Annotated in this window: 16 protein-coding genes and 1 pseudogene; 9 read left to right on the top strand and 8 right to left on the bottom strand. The window is 60.2% G+C overall.

Annotated features, from left to right (window positions below):
• Positions 1-349, bottom strand: a pseudogene (locus LVD08_RS13330) (hypothetical protein); the annotation flags it as partial.
• Between LVD08_RS13330 and prpD the strand changes: the two are divergent.
• Positions 348-1,832: a 2-methylcitrate dehydratase gene (gene prpD / locus LVD08_RS13325; protein ID WP_247268363.1), complete on the top strand. Its 1,485-nt coding sequence runs from the start codon at positions 348-350 to the stop codon at positions 1,830-1,832. The pseudogene LVD08_RS13330 and the gene prpD overlap by 2 nt on opposite strands.
• Positions 1,833-2,036: 204 nt before the next feature.
• On the opposite strand, the gene ppsR is transcribed toward prpD, so the two are convergent.
• The gene (gene ppsR / locus LVD08_RS13320) at positions 2,037-2,855 is read right to left on the bottom strand and encodes a posphoenolpyruvate synthetase regulatory kinase/phosphorylase PpsR (protein WP_007960912.1); all 819 of its coding nucleotides are present in this window, start codon (positions 2,853-2,855) and stop codon (positions 2,037-2,039) included.
• Positions 2,856-3,029: 174 nt separating this feature from the next.
• Between ppsR and ppsA the strand changes: the two genes are divergently transcribed.
• The 8 genes from ppsA (at position 3,030) to LVD08_RS13280 (ending at position 11,292) form a co-directional block, all read left to right on the top strand.
• Positions 3,030-5,405, top strand: coding sequence for a phosphoenolpyruvate synthase (ppsA, locus tag LVD08_RS13315; protein WP_096797095.1), 2,376 nt, complete (start codon positions 3,030-3,032; stop codon positions 5,403-5,405).
• A 187-nt stretch (positions 5,406-5,592) separates the two neighbouring features.
• The gene (locus tag LVD08_RS13310; RefSeq protein ID WP_027613293.1) at positions 5,593-6,582 is read left to right on the top strand and encodes an alpha/beta fold hydrolase; all 990 of its coding nucleotides are present in this window, start codon (positions 5,593-5,595) and stop codon (positions 6,580-6,582) included.
• 226 nt (positions 6,583-6,808) lie between these two features.
• Entirely contained in the window at positions 6,809-7,300 is a 492-nt protein-coding gene (gene rraA, locus LVD08_RS13305; protein ID WP_098967958.1) for a ribonuclease E activity regulator RraA, read from the top strand.
• A gap of 22 nt (positions 7,301-7,322) precedes the next feature.
• Positions 7,323-8,318 (top strand): zinc transporter ZntB, encoded by a 996-nt coding sequence (locus LVD08_RS13300; protein ID WP_027613291.1) that lies wholly within the window; start codon positions 7,323-7,325, stop codon positions 8,316-8,318.
• Between the two features lie 63 nt (positions 8,319-8,381).
• Positions 8,382-8,630 (top strand): hypothetical protein, encoded by a 249-nt coding sequence (locus tag LVD08_RS13295; protein ID WP_003223293.1) that lies wholly within the window; start codon positions 8,382-8,384, stop codon positions 8,628-8,630.
• 2 nt (positions 8,631-8,632) lie between these two features.
• A complete protein-coding gene (locus LVD08_RS13290; protein WP_007916401.1) occupies positions 8,633-9,457 on the top strand; it encodes a mechanosensitive ion channel family protein in 825 nt (274 codons plus the stop codon).
• A gap of 87 nt (positions 9,458-9,544) precedes the next feature.
• Entirely contained in the window at positions 9,545-10,135 is a 591-nt protein-coding gene (sigX, locus tag LVD08_RS13285) for an RNA polymerase sigma factor SigX (RefSeq protein ID WP_011333251.1), read from the top strand.
• Positions 10,136-10,242: 107 nt separating this feature from the next.
• A complete protein-coding gene (locus LVD08_RS13280; protein WP_027613290.1) occupies positions 10,243-11,292 on the top strand; it encodes an OmpA family protein in 1,050 nt (349 codons plus the stop codon).
• A gap of 70 nt (positions 11,293-11,362) precedes the next feature.
• Here the strand turns inward: LVD08_RS13280 and cobA are convergent, their stop codons facing one another.
• The 6 genes from cobA to LVD08_RS13250 all read right to left on the bottom strand — a co-directional run bounded on the left by cobA (position 11,363) and on the right by LVD08_RS13250 (position 20,952).
• Positions 11,363-12,151, bottom strand: a complete 789-nt coding sequence (gene cobA, locus LVD08_RS13275; RefSeq protein WP_247268362.1) for a uroporphyrinogen-III C-methyltransferase — start codon at positions 12,149-12,151, stop codon at positions 11,363-11,365.
• A 13-nt stretch (positions 12,152-12,164) separates the two neighbouring features.
• Entirely contained in the window at positions 12,165-14,876 is a 2,712-nt protein-coding gene (locus LVD08_RS13270) for a nitrate reductase (RefSeq protein ID WP_247268361.1), read from the bottom strand.
• Positions 14,876-15,193: a nitrite reductase small subunit NirD gene (gene nirD, locus LVD08_RS13265; RefSeq protein ID WP_027613287.1), complete on the bottom strand. Its 318-nt coding sequence runs from the start codon at positions 15,191-15,193 to the stop codon at positions 14,876-14,878. Before nirD ends, LVD08_RS13270 begins: the two co-directional genes overlap by 1 nt.
• Positions 15,190-17,643, bottom strand: coding sequence for a nitrite reductase large subunit NirB (gene nirB / locus LVD08_RS13260; RefSeq protein WP_247268360.1), 2,454 nt, complete (start codon positions 17,641-17,643; stop codon positions 15,190-15,192). Before nirB ends, nirD begins: the two co-directional genes overlap by 4 nt.
• Before the next feature lie 419 nt (positions 17,644-18,062).
• Complete coding sequence (locus LVD08_RS13255) at positions 18,063-19,733, bottom strand: bifunctional protein-serine/threonine kinase/phosphatase (RefSeq protein WP_247268359.1); 1,671 nt, start codon at positions 19,731-19,733, stop codon at positions 18,063-18,065.
• A 7-nt stretch (positions 19,734-19,740) separates the two neighbouring features.
• Positions 19,741-20,952 (bottom strand): nitrate/nitrite transporter, encoded by a 1,212-nt coding sequence (locus tag LVD08_RS13250; RefSeq protein WP_027613284.1) that lies wholly within the window; start codon positions 20,950-20,952, stop codon positions 19,741-19,743.
• Positions 20,953-21,303: the final 351 nt, after the last annotated feature.

Raw genomic sequence — 21,303 nt, 5'->3', positions numbered from 1 at the left:
TATGCGAATACTGCTGATCAGACTGAATGCCATGCTGCGAGACGGCACAGAGTGGCGGTGACGAACGGTGGTAGTAAGACAGTTGCTCCCACATGGATTGCATTTCAACCAGGATAATCAGTCCGCAAAGAAAGCTTTTGTGCCCGGCAATACTTTCTGACACTACACCGAACAAAAACTGTGGGAGCGGGCTTGCTCGCGAAGGCGGCGCACCAGGCAAAAATGATGTCGACTGACACCACGCCTTCGCGAGCAAGCCCGCTCCCACAGGGAATTGCATTTCAAATATAAGAAAATCAGCCTGAACCGAGGTCCCATCAACGAACCACTGCCAGAGTGAATCGAACATGAGCGCCAACGTCGACCAGAACAACCGTCCCGACTACGACCGTGTCCTGCAGGACATCGCCGATTACGTCCTCACCTTCAACGTCGAATCTGCCGAAGCCCTCGACACCGCCCGCAACTGTCTGATGGACACCCTCGGCTGTGGCCTGCTGGCGTTGCGTTTTCCCGAATGCACCAAGCACCTTGGCCCCATCGTCGAGGGCACCGTCGTGCCGTTCGGGGCGCGGGTGCCGGGCACTTCCTATCGCCTCGACCCGGTGAAAGCCGCGTGGGACATCGGCTGCATCGTGCGTTGGCTCGACTACAACGACACCTGGCTCGCCGCCGAGTGGGGGCATCCGTCGGACAACCTCGGCGGAATTCTCGCGGTGGCCGATCACCTGTCGCAAAAACGCGTTGCCAATGGTGAGAAGCCGCTGACGATTCGCGATGTACTTGAAGCGATGATCATGGCCCACGAGATCCAAGGCGTGATCGCTCTGGAAAACTCGTTCAACCGCGTCGGCCTAGACCACGTGCTGCTGGTGAAAGTCGCTTCGACCGCCGTCACCGCCAAACTGATGGGGGCCAATCGCGAACAACTGCTGTCGGCGTTGTCCCATGCCTTCGCCGATGGTCAGGCGCTGCGCACCTATCGCCATGCGCCGAACGCCGGCTCGCGTAAATCCTGGGCGGCGGGTGATGCGACCAGTCGCGGTGTGCGTCTGGCCGACATCGCGCTACGCGGCGAGATGGGGATTCCCGGGGTGTTGACGGCCAGACAGTGGGGCTTCTACGACGTATCGTTCAGCCATACCAATAATGATCTGGCGCTCAAGCCCGAAGGCAAACGTGTCTTCAGTTTCTCGCGGCCCTACGGCAGTTACGTGATGGAAAACGTGCTGTTCAAGATCAGCTTCCCCGCTGAATTCCATGCGCAAACGGCCTGCGAAGCGGCGGTGACCTTGCATCCGTTGGTGCGCAACCGCTTGCATGAAATCGACCGCATCGTCATCACCACGCATGAGTCGGCGATTCGCATCATTTCCAAGGTCGGGCCGCTGGCTAACGCCGCCGACCGCGACCACTGCATTCAGTACATGACCGCCGTGCCGCTGGCGTTCGGCAATCTGCTGGCCGAACACTACGAAGACGCTTTCCACGCCGCGCACCCGATCCTCGATGTGCTGCGCGAGAAGATGGTCATCGTCGAAGACCCGCGTTTTACCCGCGAGTATCTGGAGGCCGACAAACGCTCGATTGCCAACGCGGTGCAGGTGTTTTTCAAGGACGGAACGAGCACCGAGAACGTGGTGGTGGAATACCCGATCGGCCACCGTCGCCGCCGCGCCGATGGCATCCCGTTGCTGGAGGACAAGTTCAAGGCGAATCTGCTGACACGATTCACCGGGCAGCGCAGTGGCGAGATCTTCGCGTTGTGCAAGGATCAGGCGCAGCTTGAAGCGACCCCCGTGAATCGTTTCATCGACCTGTTTGCGATTTGACAACGCGAGCATTGAAGACCCATTGCGGGCGTGAGCCTGCTCACGCTAGCGGTGCGTCAGGCAACATCAATGCTGAATGTGCCGCCGCCTTCGCGGGCAAGCCCGCTCCCACAGGGTTTCAGAGTGTTCATGCATGTTGTGCCAGGCACAAAACCTTGTGGGAGCGAGCTTGCTCGCGAAGGCGCCAAAGCAGACGCCGCAAATCTATTTGAAACGCCGCTCCACACCTTTCTCCACCAGAATCTTCGCCGAAATCTCTTCCACCGAAAAATGCGTGGAGTTGATGTGCGGGATGTTCTCGCGGCGGAACAGGTTTTCCACTTCGCGCACTTCGAATTCGCACTGGGCGTAGCTCGAATAGCGGCTGTTGGGCTTGCGCTCGTTGCGGATCGCGGTGAGGCGGTCCGGGTCGATGGTCAGGCCGAACAGCTTGTGCTGATGGGCGCGCAGGGCGGTCGGCAGGGTCAGGCGTTCCATGTCGTCTTCGGTCAGCGGATAGTTGGCCGCACGGATGCCGAACTGCATCGCCATGTACAGACACGTCGGCGTCTTACCACAACGCGACACGCCCACTAGTATCAGGTCGGCCTTGTCGTAATAGTGGGTGCGCGCACCGTCGTCGTTGTCGAGGGCGAAGTTCACCGCCTCGATGCGCTCCATGTAATTGGAGTTATGCCCGATCGAGTGCGATTTGCCGACGGTGTAGGAAGAATGCTCGGTCAGTTCCTGTTCGAGCGGGGCGAGGAAGGTCGAGAAGATGTCGATCATGAAACCATTGGACGTTGCGAGAATCTCACGGATGTCCTGATTGACGATGGTGTCGAAGATGATCGGACGGAAGCCGTCGGTTTCGGCGGCTTTGTTGATTTGTTGTACCATGGCCCGCGCTTTGTCCGCGTTGTCGATATACGGCCGCGTGAGCTTGGTGAAGGTAATGTTTTCGAACTGCGCCAGAAGGCTTTGACCCAGGGTTTCGGCGGTAATGCCGGTGCCATCGGAGATAAAGAAAGCAGATCGTTTCATTTGCACCTTGGGCCTTAAGCTAAAGAGTATTTCTGGATATGATAGGCGCGATTTGCCGGCCGCCATTGGCCCGCATTCTCACTTATTTTCCAGGTCCAGGCCATACAGCCGGCCAACGCTCCCCCGAGCCGCCGGTTTCTGAGCTTTTCCAACACAGTTAGTGGAGAGATCACCTTGGTAGAGTACGTAGTTTCCCTCGATAAGCTCGGCAAACACGATGTTGAGCATGTGGGGGGCAAGAACGCATCCCTGGGCGAGATGATCAGCAACCTGGCGGGTGCCGGTGTGTCGGTCCCCGGCGGCTTTGCCACCACCGCGCAGGCCTATCGCGACTTTCTCGAACTGAGCGGCCTCAACGATCAGATCCACAAGGCTCTCGACGCCCTGGACGTCGATGACGTCAATGCACTGGCCAAGACCGGTGCGCAGATCCGTCAATGGATCATGGACGCCGAATTCCCTGAAAAACTCAATACCGAGATCCGCACCGCGTTCGCCGCGCTGTCGGCCGGCAACCCTGACGTGGCTGTGGCCGTGCGTTCTTCCGCCACCGCCGAAGACTTGCCGGATGCTTCGTTCGCCGGCCAGCAGGAAACCTTCCTGAACATCCGTGGCGTGGAAAACGTTATCCGCGCCGCCAAAGAGGTGTTCGCTTCGCTGTTCAACGACCGTGCGATTTCCTACCGCGTGCACCAGGGCTTCGACCACAAACTGGTCGCCCTGTCGGCTGGCGTGCAGCGTATGGTGCGTTCGGAAACCGGTACCGCCGGCGTGATGTTCACCCTCGATACCGAATCCGGTTTCCGTGACGTGGTGTTCATCACCGGCGCCTACGGTCTGGGCGAAACCGTTGTTCAAGGCGCGGTCAACCCCGACGAATTCTATGTGCACAAAGGCACCCTGGAAGCCGGTCGCCCGGCGATCCTGCGCCGCAACCTCGGCAGCAAAGCCATCAAGATGATCTACGGCGACGAGGCCAAGGCCGGTCGTTCGGTGAAGACCGTCGATGTCGACAAGGCCGAACGCGCGCGTTTCTGCCTGACCGACGCCGAAGTCAGCGAGCTGGCCAAGCAGGCGATGATCATCGAGAAGCACTACGGCTGCCCGATGGACATCGAGTGGGCCAAAGACGGTGACGACGGCAAGCTGTACATCGTGCAGGCCCGTCCGGAAACCGTGAAAAGCCGCACCCAGGCCAACGTCATGGAACGTTACCTGTTGAAAGAAACCGGCACCGTGCTGGTGGAAGGTCGTGCCATTGGCCAGCGCATCGGCGCCGGCAAAGTGCGGATCATCAAGGACGTCTCGGAAATGGACAAAGTCCAGGCCGGCGACGTGCTGGTCTCCGACATGACCGACCCGGACTGGGAACCGGTGATGAAACGCGCCAGCGCCATCGTCACCAACCGTGGCGGCCGTACCTGCCACGCGGCGATCATCGCCCGTGAACTGGGGATTCCAGCGGTCGTGGGCTGCGGCAACGCCACCCAACTGTTGAAAGATGGTCAGGGTGTGACCGTGTCCTGCGCCGAAGGCGACACCGGTTACATCTTCGAAGGCGAGCTGGGCTTCGACGTCAAGAAGAACTCCGTCGACGCCATGCCGGAGCTGCCGTTCAAGATCATGATGAACGTCGGCAACCCGGACCGCGCCTTCGACTTCGCGCAGCTGCCGAACGCCGGTGTCGGCCTGGCCCGTCTGGAATTCATCATCAACCGCATGATCGGCGTACACCCGAAAGCGCTGTTGAACTACGACGGCCTGCCGCAGGAAATCAAGGACAGCGTCGACAAGCGCATCGCCGGTTACAACGATCCGGTCGGCTTCTACGTCGAAAAACTGGTGGAGGGCATCAGCACCCTCGCTGCTGCGTTCTGGCCGAAGAAGGTCATCGTGCGTCTGTCGGACTTCAAGTCCAACGAATACGCGAACCTGATCGGCGGCAAGTTGTACGAGCCGGAAGAAGAAAACCCGATGCTGGGCTTCCGTGGCGCTTCGCGTTACATCAGCGAATCGTTCCGTGACTGCTTCGAACTCGAATGCCGCGCGTTGAAACGCGTGCGCAACGAGATGGGCCTGACCAACGTCGAAATCATGGTGCCGTTCGTCCGTACCCTCGGCGAAGCCAGTCAAGTGGTCGATCTGCTCGCCGAAAACGGCCTGGCCCGTGGCGACAACGGCCTGCGCGTGATCATGATGTGCGAACTGCCATCCAACGCGATTCTCGCTGAAGAATTCCTCGAATTCTTTGACGGTTTCTCCATCGGTTCCAACGACCTGACCCAGCTGACCCTGGGCCTGGACCGTGACTCCGGGATCATCGCGCACCTGTTCGACGAGCGTAATCCGGCGGTGAAGAAGCTGCTGGCGAACGCGATTGCTGCGTGCAACAAGGCCGGCAAGTACATCGGCATCTGCGGTCAGGGCCCTTCGGACCACCCGGATCTGGCCAAGTGGCTGATGGAGCAGGGCATCGAAAGCGTGTCGCTGAACCCGGACTCCGTGCTGGAAACCTGGTTCTTCCTCGCCGAAGGTCAGGCCCAGGCTTGATCCATATGTGAACGGCCATCCTCCCCTGTGGGAGCGGGCTTGCTCGCGAAGACGGAATAAGATCCGCCACAAATGTTGGCTGATATACCGCTTTCGCGAGCAAGCCCGCTCCCACAAAGGTCGGGGGCTTTGAGATTGAAGTAGGGCGGGCTCCTGTAGATGCCGCCCTTTTTTGTGCAAGAGCATTATGCAAAGCAGCAGCAACCTGTTTCCTGTCGCCCTGATCAGCGCCGAACGACGCGGTGATCTGAGCGAAGACGTGTATCGACTCAAACCCGGCAACAGTCCCGACTGGTCCGTGGAAATCGCCGTTACCCGTTTGGGCATGGCCGACGATACGACACCACGCGGCGTGCCGGTGATTTTGCTGCACGGCAGCTTTTCCAACCGGCGCTTTTGGTTTTCCCCCAAGGGCCTGGGGCTGGGCGCGTACCTGACCCGTCTGGGCTTCGACGTGTGGATCCCGGAGATGCGCGGTCACGGCCTGTCGCAGCGCAACGAGGACTACCGGCGCAACCGCGTGGCCGACTACGCTCGTTACGATCTGCCGGCGATTGCCGCGTTCGTCCGCGAGCAGAGCGGGCAGGTGCCGCACTGGATCGGCCATTCGCTGGGCGGCATCACGCTGGCGGCGGCGCTGGGTGGCGAATACCTCGGCGAGCCGGCCGTGGCCTCGGCGGCGTTTTTCGGCACGCAGGTCAGCCGCACGTACTGGCCGCTGAAAATTCCACCGGTGGAGTGGAGCGGGCGCTTCATTCTCAAGCGTTTCGCGCAATTGTCCGGCTCACGCCTCAAGCGCGGCCCGGAAGACGAGCCGATCGGGCTGGCGCTGGAAAGCATGCGCTGGTACGGCTTGTTCGGGCGTTTTGGCGACAAGGACAAGGACTGGTGGGCCGGCCTGGCCGAGGTTCAGGTGCCGGTGCTGGCAGTGACCGCGGCGGGCGATCATCAGGATCCGGCATGGGCCTGTCGCAAACTGTTCGAGCAGATCGGCTCCGAGCACAAACAGTTCGTCAATCTGGGGCGCGAGCAGGGTTTCAGCGACAACTTCGGGCATGTCGAGATGTTGGTGAGCAAGGCGGCGCAGGCCGAGGTCTGGCCGCTAGTGGCGCGCTGGCTGAATGATCAGCAGACGCCGTTGCTCGGCGACAAGCCGGATCTTGCCGCTGCGGTCTGAGTCCGAGGCTCTGAAAAGGGCATTTCGTTCAGGTCGGCTTGCGGCTAAGATATGACGCATTGTGCGGTTCTGGTCATATTTGGTGGGTGTTTAGCTATTACGTTTCAGCGTTTGTTCAGGTTCGTTCAGCGACCATTGCATGAACTAAGGTAAACAGCGACCGCCGGGACTCGTTTCAAAAGAGTGCGACATCCTAGATCGTCTTCCTTTTTACAGGAGTTTTTCGATGAACCATTACCTCACGCCTGACCTGTGCGACGCCTATCCGGAGCTGGTGCAGGTGCTGGAACCGATGTTCAGCAATTTCGGCGGCCGTGATTCCTTCGGCGGCGAAATCGTGACCATCAAATGTTTCGAAGACAACTCGCTGGTCAAAGAGCAAGCCGAACTCAAGGGTAACGGCAAGGTGCTGGTGGTCGATGGCGGCGGTTCGCTGCGGCGCGCGCTGCTGGGCGACATGATCGCCGAGAAAGCCGCAAAAAACGGCTGGGAAGGGATGGTCATCTACGGTTGTATCCGTGACGTCGACGTTATTGCCCAGACCGATCTCGGCGTTCAGGCGTTGGCCAGCCATCCGATGAAAACCGAAAAGCGCGGTATCGGCGATCTCAACGTACCGGTGACTTTCGCCGGCGTGACGTTCCACCCGGGCCACTACATCTATGCGGACAACAACGGCGTGATCGTTTCGCCAAGTCCGCTGCAGATGCCTGAATAAGTTTTTCGACAAAGGGATGCGGATGTTCGAGGAAGAAAACGCGCAGTGGGGGCTGGTGCATGCCCTGGTGCTGGACGGTAAAGGCGGTGCGCGTTCGATTGCCCGGACTGAGCTCGACGATCTGCAACTGCAGGCCCATGAGAGCCTGTGGTTGCACTGGGATCGCAGCCATCCGCAAACCCAGACCTGGCTGCGCAAATCCAGCGGCCTGAATGAATTTGCCTGCGACCTGCTGCTGGAAGAAAACACTCGGCCGCGCCTGTTGCCGTTGCCGGATGCCGAACTGTTGCTGTTTCTGCGCGGGGTCAACCTCAACCCCGGCGCCGAGCCGGAAGACATGGTCTCGGTGCGGATTTTCGCGTCGGCGCAACGGGTCATCTCGCTGCGTTTGCGTCCGCTGCGTGCCACCGATGAGCTGCTGGCGCTGCTAAGCGAAGGCAAAGGCCCGAAAACCTCATCTGAACTGATCCTGTATCTGGCGCAATTCCTCACCAACAAGGTGCAGGATCTGGTCACCTGCCTGTCGGAACTGGTCGATGAAGAGGAAGAAAAACTGGATGCCGACGAACGGTATACCCCCGAGCATGGCTCGATTTTGCACATCCGCCGCCGGGCGGCCGGACTGAAGCGTTTTCTGGCACCGCAGCGGGATATTTTCGGACAACTGACCCGGATAAAACTGCCGTGGTTTGTCGACGATGACGCTGACTACTGGAACGAATTGAACAACAGCCTGACGCGCTATCTCGAAGAGCTGGAATTGACCCGAGAGCGCATGGGGCTTGTGCTGGAGGCCGAAGACCGGCGTTTGAACGTGCGCATGAATCGCACGATGTACCGCTTCGGCATCATCACCTGCATCTTTTTGCCGATGAGTTTTCTCACCGGCCTGCTGGGCATCAATGTGGGCGGCATTCCGTTCTCGAGCAGCCCTTATGGTTTCCTGATTGCCTGTCTGACGGTGCTGGCGATGGCCTTCGGTCAATGGTGGTTATTCCGCCGTTTGCGCTGGGTGTGAAGATGCAACATGTGACCCGACCAAATTTGCCCGCGTCTTTCACAGACATCACGAGAGGTGCGTATGCACGATCCGTTTGAACAGTCTTTGCGCGACATGCTCAACGCCTCGCCGTCCAGCCGTGACGACGATGCATGCCTGGGTCGCGTACTCAAAACCGCCAACCGCCAGGTGGGCGCCGGTGATCTGTTCAGCCTGCTGGGCCGCTGGCTGCCCGCGCTGATGATCGCCCTGAATAACGGATCGGCCCACGTCTCGCCGGTTTCCCGTCTTCGTAAAACTACTGCACGCACTGCTGATAAGGCTGATTGAATATGGAACTTGATCTCTGGACTCAGAGCCTCGTCACTGCAATGACTGCGTTGTGGACCAAAGTCGCCAACTTCATCCCGAACCTGTTCGGCGCACTGGTGGTGCTGCTGTTGGGTTTCGTGGTGGCCAAGCTGCTCGATACCTTGCTGTCCAAATTGCTCGCCAAACTGGGCCTTGATCGCCTGATGGGCGGCACCGGTCTGACCAAGTTGATGTCGCGGGCCGGCCTGCAAGTGCCGATCTCAACCTTGATCGGGAAGATTGTTTACTGGTTCGTTCTGCTGATTTTCCTGGTTTCTGCAGCAGAGTCCCTTGGACTTGAGCGAGTTTCAGCTACGCTGGACATGCTGGCGTTGTATTTGCCGAAAGTTTTCGGCGCCGCGCTGGTGTTGCTGGTCGGTGTTTTGCTCGCGCAATTGGCCAACGGCCTGGTGCGCGGAGCGGCAGAAGGCGTAGGGCTGGACTACGCTTCGGGTTTGGGCCGAATCGCCCAGGGGTTGGTGATCATCATCAGTATCTCGGTCGCGATCAGCCAGCTCGAGGTCAAGACTGACCTGCTGAACCATGTGATTGTCATCGTATTGATTACCGTTGGTCTGGCTGTTGCGCTGGCCATGGGTTTGGGAAGCCGGGAAATTGCCGGTCAGATTCTTGCGGGAATCTATGTGCGTGAGTTGTATCAGGTTGGGCAACAAGTGCGTGTTGGCGAGGTCGAAGGCCAGATCGAAGAGATCGGCACGGTTAAAACCACATTGCTGACCGATGAGGGTGAGCTAGTCTCACTCTCCAATCGGATCCTGCTGGAACAGCATGTGAGTAGCCGCTAACCCGGCAAACCCTGCTAATGTATGCCGCCGCAAAATGCCCTGAGAGGGGTGCGGCGGACATTGACCTGACTGTCGGCACGACTTGTTTTGAATAAAGCCCAAACGCTATCCACGCGCTATGACCCCCGTGAGCTCTCTGATGAGGAGTTGGTCGCGCGCTCGCATACCGAGCTGTTTCACGTGACGCGCGCCTATGAAGAGCTGATGCGGCGTTACCAGCGAACATTATTTAACGTTTGTGCGAGATATCTTGGGAACGATCGCGACGCAGACGATGTCTGTCAGGAAGTGATGCTTAAGGTGCTGTACGGCCTGAAGAACTTCGAGGGGAAATCGAAGTTCAAAACCTGGCTCTACAGCATCACGTATAACGAATGCATCACGCAGTATCGGAAGGAACGGCGAAAGCGTCGCTTGATGGACGCCTTGAGTCTGGACCCGCTGGAAGAAGCGTCGGAAGAAAAGGCGCCGAAACCCGAGGAGAAGGGCGGACTCGATCGCTGGCTGGTGTATGTGAACCCGATTGACCGTGAAATTCTGGTGCTACGATTTGTCGCAGAGCTGGAGTTTCAGGAGATCGCAGACATCATGCACATGGGTTTGAGTGCGACAAAAATGCGGTACAAACGTGCTCTAGACAAATTGCGTGAGAAATTTGCAGGCATTGCTGAAACTTAGTTCAGCGCAAATATCTCTTACGTGTAGGCAAGTTCTGATAGACTTGCCGCCGAGTTGTCCCCCGGTTTGCGGGACTGCTTCACAATCACCAGATGGGGATTTAACGGATGAAACTGAAAAACACCTTGGGCTTGGCCATTGGTTCTCTTATTGCCGCTACTTCGTTCGGCGCACTGGCACAAGGCCAAGGCGCAGTTGAAGGCGAGATCAACTACAAGAAGCAGTACAACGACAGCATTGATCATGTCGAAGACGGCTTCAACCCAGGCGCCAAAATCGGTTACTTCCTGACCGACGACGTCTCGATCAACTTCGGCTGGGATCGTAACAACCACACCCGTTCGAACGACGGTACCGGTAGCCAGAAACTGCGCGGTGACAACTTCGGTCTGACCGCTCAGTACCACTTCAACAACGCTGGCGACGCTCTGCGTCCTTACGTTGAAGGTGGTGTTAAGCACGGCAACCTGACCAACGTAGCTGCTGACGGCCACACCGGTCGCGACCAGTCGACTTTCCTGACTGCTGGCGCTGGCGTTAAGTACTACTTCGCTGAAAACTTCTTCGCCCGTGCTGGCGTAGAAGCTGACTACAAACTGGACAACGGCCGTTGGGACTACGCTCCATCGGTTGGTCTGGGTGTGAACTTCGGTGGCGGCGGCAAGCCAGCTGCTGCTCCAGTTCCAGCTCCGGCTGAAGTCTGCTCCGACAGCGACAACGATGGCGTTTGCGACAACGTTGACAAGTGCCCGGACACCCCAGCCAACGTAACTGTTGACGCTGATGGCTGCCCAGCAGTTGCTGAAGTTGTTCGTGTAGAGCTGGACGTGAAGTTCGACTTCGACAAGTCGGTCGTCAAGCCAAACAGCTACGCTGACATCAAGAACCTGGCTGACTTCATGAAGCAGTACCCAGCCACTCACACCACTGTTGAAGGTCACACTGACTCCGTCGGTCCTGACGCTTACAACCAGAAACTGTCCGAGCGTCGTGCAAACGCCGTTAAGCAGGTTCTGACCCAGCAGTACGGTGTTGAGTCGTCCCGCGTTCAGTCGATCGGCTACGGCGAATCCCGCCCAGTTGCTGACAACAAAACTGAAGCTGGTCGCGCTGTTAACCGTCGCGTAGAAGCGCAGGTTGAAGCTCAAGCTAAGTAATTAGCTGCCGCTACGAGAAAAGCCCGGCTCAGGCCGGGCTTTTCTTTGCCTGCGATTTGGCTTTGAAGCTCTAAAGATCGCAGCCTGCGGCAGCTCCTACACGCGGTCTGCTCCTGTAGGAGTTGCCGAAGGCTGCGATCTTTAGATTTTCTGCGACAGCCGCAACAACCCCAACCACCAGAATCGCCGGACTCTTCAAGCCAAACCCCACTGCATCCTCTTCCATGGCCATCAGATCACTACGGCACTCACGCTGTTCTGGCAGAGAGGCATTCTCGATCATCGCCACCGGCGTATCTGCCGCCATCCCGCCGGCCAATAGCTGATCGCGAATCTCGCCAAGCTTGGCCACCCCCATATAAATCACCAGTGTTGTCCCACCTCGCGCCAACGCCTGCCAGTTCAATTGACTGTCGTCCTGAGTGTGCGCGGTCACCAGCGTCACCCCGCGCGCCACCCCGCGCAACGTCAGCGGAATATCGCATTGCGTCGCGCCGGCGAGTCCGGCGGTAATACCGTTGACCAACTCGACCTCAATCCCACGTTCGCGTAACCACTGCGCCTCTTCGCCGCCACGACCGAAAATGCACGGGTCACCGCCCTTGAGCCGCACCACGCAGTTGCCTTGGCGCGCATAACGCAACATCAGCCGATGGATGAACGCCTGCGGTGTCGAGCGACAGCCGCCGCGTTTGCCCACGGCAATGATTCGCGCGGTGGGGCAATGCTCCAGCACCGCGGCATTGACCAGATCGTCAATCAACACCACCTGCGCTTCACGCAATGCGCGCACCGCTTTGAGCGTCAGCAGTTCGGGATCACCGGGACCTGCCCCCGCCAGCCAGACTTTTGCATTCATGGTGTTTTCCTTATCAGCTGGATACCGGCTGCAGATCGGCCGCCAGCAATCGTTTGATTTCCGGGACGCACGAACCGCATTGCGTGCCGCATCCCAGTTGTTGTTTGAGGCCTTGCAGATCGAGACCCTGGCGAATCCCGGCACATACCGCGCTGTGGCTGACGTTTTGGCAGTTGCATAGGGTTTTTCCCGGATTGGCCTGCAAACTGGCACTGCCCGGCGGCGCACTCATCGGCGCCAGCAGCCAGCGTCGCAGTTGTTCATCGGCGCGGCCCTCCAGCCATAGCCCCTGCAGCCAATGCCGGGCCAGGGTTTCGCCGGCCAAGCGGATCGCGGTGATGCGGCCGTTTTCGATGCGTACCCGTTTGCCGATGGCGCGACGCGCGTCGTCGTAGGCCAGTACCGGCCCGTCGAGCAGCGCCAGACACTGATCGATATCGCGCAGCAGTTGCGGCTCCGGCGCCGTGGCGCTGGCAGCGCGTATCAGCAGCGCGGGCCGTTCACGTCCGGCAAGGCTGAGGCTGACGTAGGAAAACGCCTCACACAGGGGTCGTAGTGTCTCGAAATGCCGTTGAACATCGCCCTCGATGAGTGCAAACAAGTGCCATGGCAGATTCACCGGTTCCAGACGCACGCCGCTGTGCTTGAGTTCGGGCTGCTTTGACAAAGGATCGAAAGCCGGCAAGGTCAGCCTGTTAACCCCGCCCTTGAGAAAACGCTCGCCCCAGTGCATCGGCAAAAAAGCCTGACCCGGACGCACGCCGTCGTCGCTGCCGACAGCCACAATCACCGCACCGCGTCGACTCTTCAGATTGACCAGATCTCCCGGCTGCAAACGATGACGGCGCATTTCGTCCGGATGCAGGCTCAACAGCGCTTCGCTGACATGCCCGAACAATTGCGCTGCGGTGCCGGTGCGGCTCATGCCGTGCCATTGATCGCGCAGACGGCCGGTGATCAGGGTCAGCGGAAACCGTGCATCGCGTTGTTCTTTGGCCGCGCGATAAGGATCGGCAACGAATTGCGCACGACCGTTGGCCGTGGGAAAAATCCCGTCGCCATACAAACGCGCGGTGCCTTGTCGGGCGCCGGTGGGGAAGGGCCACTGCTGCGGTCCCAGTTCATCGATCAATTGATGGCTGATGCCCGACAGGTCCAGATCGCGTCCACGGGTCAGTTGTTTGTATTCGTCGAACAACTGCGCCGGATGCTCGAAAGCAAACAGGCTTGGTTGTTGCGGACGCAGACGTTGCTCCAGCCGTTGTGCGAAATCCACGGTGATCGCCCAGTCCGGCCGCGCTTCACCGGGTGGGAGAATGGCCTGGCGCACGTGGGAAATGCGCCTTTCGGAGTTGGTCACCGAGCCTTCCTTTTCGCCCCAGCTGGCAGCGGGTAACAACAGGTCGGCGAAGGCGGCGGTTTCGGTGGTGCGGAAGGCTTCTTGCAACACCACGAACGGGCAGGCCTGCAGCGCCTCGCGAACCGCGTTTTGATCGGGCATGGACTGTGCGGGGTTGGTGCAGGCAATCCACAGCGCCTTGATCTGGCCGCTGCGCATCCGCTCGAACAGCTCGATGGCGCTCAGTCCAATGTTTTCAGGCAGTTGATCGACGCCCCAATAGGCTGCCACTTCGGCGCGGTGTTCGGGGTTGGCTGCCTCCCGGTGACCGGGCAGCAAATTGGACAGGCTGCCGGTTTCCCGCCCGCCCATGGCATTTGGCTGACCGGTCAGCGAGAAAGGTCCTGCGCCTGGCCGGCCGATCTGCCCGGTGGCCAGGTGCAGATTGATCAGCGCGCTGTTTTTCGCGCTGCCAGCGGTGGACTGATTCAGGCCCATGCACCAAAGCGACAGGAAACTTGGCGCCGTGCCCACCCATTCCGCGCACTGCTGCAATTGCTCGACACTGATCCCGCACAGTTGCGCGACCATTTGCGGGGTGTAATCGCGCACCCGATTTTTCAGTTCAGGCAAACCGTCGGTGTGCGCCTTGATGAAGTCGCGGTCGATCCAGTCTTCCCACAGCAGCAGATGCAAAATCCCATGGAACAGAGCGACATCGGTGCCGGGCAAAATCGCCAGATGCAGGTCCGCCAACTCACAGGTGTCGGTGCGTCGGGGATCGATGACGATGACCTTCATCTGCGGTCGGCGCGATTTTGCCTCTTCAAGGCGTCGGAAAAGAACCGGGTGGGCGTAGGCCATGTTACTGCCGGCGATCATCACGCAATCGCTGAGCTCCAGATCTTCATAGCTGCACGGCGGCGCATCGGCGCCGAGGCTGCGCTTGTAACCGACCACCGCTGACGACATGCACAGTCGGGAATTGCTGTCGATGTTGTTGGTCCCGACCAGCGCTCGCGCCAATTTGTTGAAGGCGTAATAGTCCTCGGTCAGCAACTGCCCGGAAATGTAAAACGCCACGCTGTCCGGGCCGTGTTCGGCGATGGTCTCGGCAAAAACCTGGGTCGCGTGATCCAGCGCCGTATCCCAGTCGCAACGGCTGCGGGCCAGGCTTTTGCCCAGACGCAGCTCCGGGTACAGCGCCCGGGCGGCCAGGTCGCCGGTCAGGTGCAGGGTCGAGCCTTTGCTGCACAATTTGCCGAAGTTGGCCGGGTGCGCCGGATCGCCGCTGACGCCGAGAATGCGCTCGCCGTCATGCTCGATCAGCACGCCGCAGCCGACCCCGCAATAACAGCAGGTCGAGGCGGTCGTCTGGCGGTTCATCAGACCGCATCCCGCAGTGCCAGCTGCACGCGGCCGTTTTCGACCCGCGCCGGATGATGGTGCGCGCAGCCGATGTCCGGCGCCTGGGCTTCACCGGTTTGCAGGTCGATCTGCCAGTTGTGCAGCGGGCAGGCCACACGTTTGCCGTAGATCAAACCCTGTGACAACGGCCCGCCCTTGTGCGGGCAGCGATCGTCGAGGGCGAAAACTTCGTCGTCGCTTGTACGAAAAATCGCGATGTCGCCTTTCGGCCCTGCAATGATCCGCGAACCGAGGGCATTGATCTCTTCCAGGGCACAGATATCGAGCCAATTCATGCCGGCACCTCCAGGTTTTTCACGGGGATCACCTCGAATTCTTTCTTCAGTTGCGGCTGCGCCAGACGCTCTTTCCACGGGTCCTGTTCGAACGACAGGGAGAACTGCAGACGCTCGTTCAGGGCCTTGCGCCGCTCCGGATCTTCAAGCACGGCTTGCTTGATGTGCTCCATGCCGACCCGTTGCAGGTAGTGCACGGTGCGTTCGAGGTAAAAGGCTTCTTCGCGATACAGCTGCAGGAACGCGCCGTTGTATTCACGAACTTCCTCGGCGGTTTTCAGCTTGACGAAGAACTCGGCGACTTCGGTCTTGATCCCGCCGTTGCCGCCGATGTACATCTCCCAGCCGGAGTCGACACCGATGATTCCTACGTCCTTGATCCCCGCTTCCGAGCAGTTGCGTGGGCATCCGGAGACAGCGAGTTTCACTTTGTGCGGCGACCACATGTTGAACAGGTCGTGCTCAAGCTCAATGCCCAACTGCGTCGAGTTCTGCGTGCCGAAGCGGCAGAACTCGCTGCCGACGCAGGTTTTCACGGTGCGGATGGATTTGCCGTAGGCGTGGCCGGACGGCATGTCGAGGTCTTTCCAGACGCCCGGCAAGTCCTGCTTCTTGATCCCCAGCAGGTCGATGCGCTGACCGCCGGTGACCTTGACCATCGGTACGTTGTACTTGTCAGCCACGTCGGCAATCCGGCGCAATTCCGAGGGATTGGTCACGCCGCCCCACATCCGTGGCACCACCGAATAGGTGCCGTCCTTCTGAATGTTGGCGTGGGCGCGTTCGTTGATCAGGCGCGATTGCGGATCGTCCCTGGCTTCGCCGGGCCAGGTGGAAATCAGGTAGTAGTTCAGCGCCGGCCGGCAGGTGGCACAGCCGTTCGGGGTGCGCCAGTTGAGGTAGCTCATGGTGTCGGCGATGGTCAGCAGATGCTGTTCGCGGATCGCCTGGCGGATCTGCCCGTGGTTGAGGTCGCTGCAACCGCAGATGGCTTTTTCGCTTTTCGGTTTGACGTCCGCCGCGCCGCCGACGGTGTTGATCAGGATCTGCTCGACCAGCCCGGCGCAGGAGCCGCAGGAACTGGCAGCCTTGGTGTGCTTTTTCACGTCATCGACGCTGAACAGGCCGTGTTCCTGAATCGCCTTGACGATGGTGCCTTTGCACACGCCGTTGCAGCCGCAGACTTCGGCGTTGTCGGCCATGCTCATGGCTTTGTCCTGGCCCTGATGTCCTACGTCGCCGATAGAATTTTCACCAAACATCAGGTGATCGCGGATCTCGCCAATGGCGTGATTCTCACGAATCTGTCGGAAATACCAACCGCCATCTGCCGTATCTCCGTACAGACAGGCGCCGACCAGCACGTCATCCTTGATCACCAGTTTTTTATACACGCCGCCGATCGGATCGGAGAGGGTGATGGTTTCGGTGCCTTCGCCGCCCATGAAATCACCGGCGGAAAACAGGTCGATGCCGGTGACTTTCAATTTGGTCGAGGTCACCGAGCCCTGATAGCGGGCGAAACCCAGTTGTGCGAGGTGATTGGCGCAGACCTTGGCCTGTTCGAACAGCGGCGCCACCAGGCCATAGGCGATGCCGCGATGGCTGGCGCACTCGCCGATGGCATAGATGCGCGGATCGTAGGTTTGCAGGGTGTCGTTGACCAGAATCCCGCGATTGCAGGGGATGCCGGCGCGTTCCGCCAGTTCGGTATTGGGGCGGATGCCGGCGGCCATCACCACCAGATCGGCGGGGATGATCTCGCCGTTCTTGAACTGTACCGAGCCGACCCGGCCGTTGCCTGCGTCGTGCAGGGCCTGGGTCTGTTCGCACAGGCGAAAATGCAGGCCACGGGCTTCGAGCGCCGTTTGCAGCAGTTGGCCGCTGGTCTTGTCCAGTTGTCGCTCCAGCAGCCATTCGCCGATGTGCACCACGGTGACGTGCATGCCGCGCAGCATCAGGCCGTTGGCGGCTTCGAGGCCGAGCAGGCCGCCGCCGATGACCACCGCGTGCTTGTGGGTTTTGGCGGTGTCGATCATCGCCTGGGTGTCGGCGATGTCGCGGTAACCGATCACACCCTGCAAGGTGTTGCCGGGGATCGGCAGGATGAACGGCGTCGAACCGGTGGCGATCAGCAGGCGATCATACTCAGCCTCGGTGCCGTCCTCGGCGATCACCCGGCGTTTGACCCGGTCGATCTGCACCACCTTGCGGTTGAGCAGCAACTTGATGTGGTTTTCCAGGTACCAGTCGAGGTCGTTGAGCACGATCTCTTCGAAGGTCTGCTCACCGGCCAGCACCGGCGACAGCAGGATGCGGTTGTAGTTGGTGTGCGGTTCGGCGCCGAAGACCGTGATGTCGTACAGCTCGTTGCTCAGCTTGAGCAGTTCTTCCAGGGTGCGAACCCCAGCCATGCCATTGCCGATCATCACCAGTTTGAGTTTTTTCATCAGGTTCTCCGGGGAGCGGTGGCTGGCCTCTTGTGGGCAGTCAGGCCGTGCTCGACAAATGTTGCGCAAACAAAAAAAGGCGTCCCGCTAGTTGCCTAGCGAGGACGCCTTTGTCCTGGTCCCGTTCTCTCGGGAAGCGCAGCCTTCGTCGTTGAAGGTTGGGCTTTATGTATGGTGAAACGGGTAATGCAGTGGTTGTGCCAAGTGTGGGGGTGGCGGGTTTATTGCGTTTTGTCGGCGTTCATCATGGTTTTTTGCACCTTATCGAAGCGGGCTGCCCATTCGTGGAGCGTTCAAACAGAAGGATTTGTAGTGATTGGACGGACGCCTTCGCGAGCAAGCCCGCTCCCACAGTGGAACCGAGTCGTTCACAAATCCCCTGTGGGAGCGGGCTTGCTCGCGAAGGGCGCGACGCGGTATCAACGATGAAACAACACCACCAGCAGCACCAGATTCCCCAGCAAAGCCAGCAATGCTACCGTCCGCCAGACCGTCAACGGCTCACGCTCCAGCAAAGGCCTGGGTCGCACACTCAAACTGCGCCGCTCACCTTGTTCCAGCACCAGCAACCATTCCTCAGCCGTTTCAAAGCGCTGTTGCGGATCCGCCGCCACGCCACGCTCCAGACTCTGCGCAATCCATTCCGGCACGTCCGGGCGGTAGCGGCCAGCACTCCCCGGCACGCTGAATCGTGGCCGTTGAAAGGCTTCGATCTCGCCATAGGGAAAGTGCCCGGTCAGCAGGAAAAACAGGGTCACGCCCACCGCGTACAGATCCTGTTGCGCACTCGGTGGCTCGCCGCGAAAGGCTTCCGGGGCGATATAGCTGGGCGTTCCCGGCAGCGTTGACGGTGCGTCTTCGGACAGACCGGAGCAGTACGCCAGACCGAAATCCAGCAGGCGCAACTCGCCATCGTCGCCCAGATGCAGGTTTTCCGGCTTGATGTCGCGATGCAGAATCTGCCGCCGATGCAGCAGGCCTACCGCCCGCAGCAAACGCTCGGCAATGTCCTGCCACTGCGCCAACGGCAACGGGTTGCTGTGTTGAAACAGCTGCGCCAGAGTCATCCCGGAATATTCGCGCATCACGTAGTACAAATGCTGACGCTGGGTACCGCTGTGGACCTCAGGAAAATGCCGCCCGGCGACACGCCTGAGGAACCATTCTTCCGACAACAAGGCTTGCGCGGCCTGGTGATCATCGGCCAGCCGCGCCGGCAGGGTTTTCAACAACCAGCCCCGACCTTGGCCATCCAGCACTCGATACAGCAGCGATTGCTGGCTCTGAGCGACAACGCCCTGCACCTGCCAGCCTTCGAACATCTGCCCGGTTTTCAGCGCTGGCGGCAGCGGCCACTGCTGTAAGTGAATCAGCGCATCGCCGATGTTCGCTTCGCCGAGCGCATCGACCCGCACCAGCAGCGCACTGGCATTATCCTGACTGCCGGCCAGATGCGCAGCGTTGACCAACGTGTGTGCGGCGCTTTCGAGATCCGGTTGATCGCGCAGAATCGCTGCGATTGTGGTATCGCCCAAGGTCGACCACACGCCATCGCTGAGCAGCACGAAACATTCGCCCTCGCGTAATTCACCGTCGAGAAAATCCAGTACCAGATGCTGATCCAGCCCCAGCGCGCGTTTGAGCACGTGCTGCATGCCCGGCTGCTCCCAGACATGGTCCTGCGAAATCCGCTGCAAAGCGTCAGCCTGCCAGCGATAGACCCGGCAATCGCCGACGTGGGCCAGGGTGAAACGCCGACCGCGCAGGACCAGCGCGCTGACCGTGGTCAGCAACGGTTGCCCGCCGCCATTGGCCTGTAACCAGCGATTTTGTGCGAGCAGCAGGCGATCAAGCGCCTGGGCCACGCTCCAGGTTTGCGGCGTGGCGTAGTAGTCCAGCGCCAGTGCCTGCAGGGTCGAGCGTGCGGCCAGGCCGCCGTCGGCGCATTGGCTTACGCCGTCGGCAATGGCGACCAGATAGCCTTTGCTGGCGGCCAGCGCCGGGGCGGGCGTCACCAGGCGCAGGGCGTCCTGATTTTCCGCGCGCGGGCCGGTGGCGCTGGCCTGGGCAAAGCTCAGTTGCAGGGGCATCGACGCCTCAGACTCGCGCAGCGGTGACCGCCGCCGAACCCCAGGTGGTTCTCCAGCGACGTTTGACCCCGTGCAGACCGAACCACGCCAGCACGCCGAGGCTGGCGAACAACCACAGCGCCAGTTGATAGCTGCCGGTGCTTTGCTTGATCGCGCCCATGCCGGCCGCCAGGGCAAAGCCGCCGATGCCGCCGGCCATGCCGATCAGCCCGGTCATCACGCCGATCTCCAGGCGAAAACGTTGCGGCACCAACTGGAACACCGCGCCGTTGCCGGCACCGAGACCGAGCATGGTGCAGACGAACAGCGCCAGTGCGGCGTAGGAGCTGGGCAGGTTGAAACCGACGGCGGCGATGCAGATTGCCGCTACGGTGTACATCGCCAACAAGGTGCGGATGCCACCGAAGCGATCTGCCAACGCGCCACCCAGCGGACGCATCAGGCTGCCACCGAACACGCAGGCAGCGGTGTAGTAACCCGCCGTGACAGGACTCAGGCCGTATTGGTCGTTGAAGTAGCCGGGCAGGGCGCTGGCCAGGCCGATGAAGCCGCCGAAGGTCACGCTGTAGAAAAACATGAACCACCAACTGTCGCGGTCGCCAAGGGCCTTGAAGTAGTCGGCCATGGCTTTGGCCTTGGGCCGCTGCGGGGCGTTTTTTGCCAGCCAGGCGAACAGCACCAGCGTCAGGATCAATGGAATCAGGGCGAAACCGAAGACGTTGCTCCAGCCGAACGCCGCAGCCAGCACCGGGGCAATCAGTGCGGCAAACACGGTGCCGGAGTTACCGGCGCCGGCGATGCCCATGGCCTTGCCCTGATGCTGCGGCGGATACCATTGCGAGGCCAGCGGCAGGGCCACAGCAAACGAAGCACCGGCCATGCCGAGGAACAGTCCCAGAATCAGCGCCTGTTCATAACTGTGGATGCCGAGTTTCCACGCGCCGAACAACGCGCAGATCACGATCACCTGACCGATCAGGCCAGCGGTTTTCGGCGACAGACGATCGGCCAGCATGCCCATCACAAAGCGCAGCACCGCACCCGCCAGAATCGGCGTCGCCACCACCAGACCACGTTGTTGCGTGGTCAGGTGCAGGTCGGCGGCGATCTGCACCGCTAACGGGCCGAGCAGGTACCAGACCATGAAGCTCAGGTCGAAATACAGGAACGCTGCGAACAGGGTCGGGGTGTGGCCGGATTTCCAGAAGCTTGAATTCATCGCGCACCTCAGCTGAAAAGAGTCTCGAAAGGAGTCACAGCAGGTGGAGCGCCGCCACGGCCGCACCACCGGCCCCGAGCTGTGGGGCCAAAACGCAAAAACGCCGCCACCTGATACGCCGGTTGGGCGAACGGGTGAGCGACGTCTTTGTCGTGGGTGGGGCAACCGCCGTTGGTTACCTGTGCTGAATGCTTAGCCAGATTTGTGCCAATAAGTGAAACCGCGTCGCGGCCTTCGCGAGCAAGCCCGCTCCCACAGGGAATGCCTTTCAAAGTGGAATCCCGACCTGCTTCACAGGGGAATGCGTTCCAAATGTGGGAGCGGGCTTGCTCGCGAAGGGGCCGGGAAAGC

The organism is Pseudomonas sp. YL2 (genome assembly GCF_023063025.1).
Taxonomy (GTDB): domain Bacteria; phylum Pseudomonadota; class Gammaproteobacteria; order Pseudomonadales; family Pseudomonadaceae; genus Aquipseudomonas; species Aquipseudomonas putida_A.
The sequence above is the reverse complement of the archived record's forward strand: the minus strand, read 5'-3'. Positions and strand labels throughout refer to the sequence as shown.

What these genes read in the sequence shown, in the direction of transcription:
- prpD (WP_247268363.1), top strand. Translation starts at nt 348, where the DNA reads ATGAGCGCCAACGTCGACCAGAACAACCGTCCCGACTACGACCGTGTC.
- ppsR (WP_007960912.1), bottom strand. Translation starts at nt 2,855, where the DNA reads ATGAAACGATCTGCTTTCTTTATCTCCGATGGCACCGGCATTACCGCC.
- LVD08_RS13310 (WP_027613293.1), top strand. Translation starts at nt 5,593, where the DNA reads ATGCAAAGCAGCAGCAACCTGTTTCCTGTCGCCCTGATCAGCGCCGAA.
- rraA (WP_098967958.1), top strand. Translation starts at nt 6,809, where the DNA reads ATGAACCATTACCTCACGCCTGACCTGTGCGACGCCTATCCGGAGCTG.
- LVD08_RS13300 (WP_027613291.1), top strand. Translation starts at nt 7,323, where the DNA reads ATGTTCGAGGAAGAAAACGCGCAGTGGGGGCTGGTGCATGCCCTGGTG.
- LVD08_RS13295 (WP_003223293.1), top strand. Translation starts at nt 8,382, where the DNA reads ATGCACGATCCGTTTGAACAGTCTTTGCGCGACATGCTCAACGCCTCG.
- LVD08_RS13290 (WP_007916401.1), top strand. Translation starts at nt 8,633, where the DNA reads ATGGAACTTGATCTCTGGACTCAGAGCCTCGTCACTGCAATGACTGCG.
- LVD08_RS13280 (WP_027613290.1), top strand. Translation starts at nt 10,243, where the DNA reads ATGAAACTGAAAAACACCTTGGGCTTGGCCATTGGTTCTCTTATTGCC.
- cobA (WP_247268362.1), bottom strand. Translation starts at nt 12,151, where the DNA reads ATGAATGCAAAAGTCTGGCTGGCGGGGGCAGGTCCCGGTGATCCCGAA.
- LVD08_RS13270 (WP_247268361.1), bottom strand. Translation starts at nt 14,876, where the DNA reads ATGAACCGCCAGACGACCGCCTCGACCTGCTGTTATTGCGGGGTCGGC.
- nirD (WP_027613287.1), bottom strand. Translation starts at nt 15,193, where the DNA reads ATGAATTGGCTCGATATCTGTGCCCTGGAAGAGATCAATGCCCTCGGT.
- nirB (WP_247268360.1), bottom strand. Translation starts at nt 17,643, where the DNA reads ATGAAAAAACTCAAACTGGTGATGATCGGCAATGGCATGGCTGGGGTT.
- LVD08_RS13255 (WP_247268359.1), bottom strand. Translation starts at nt 19,733, where the DNA reads ATGCCCCTGCAACTGAGCTTTGCCCAGGCCAGCGCCACCGGCCCGCGC.
- LVD08_RS13250 (WP_027613284.1), bottom strand. Translation starts at nt 20,952, where the DNA reads ATGAATTCAAGCTTCTGGAAATCCGGCCACACCCCGACCCTGTTCGCA.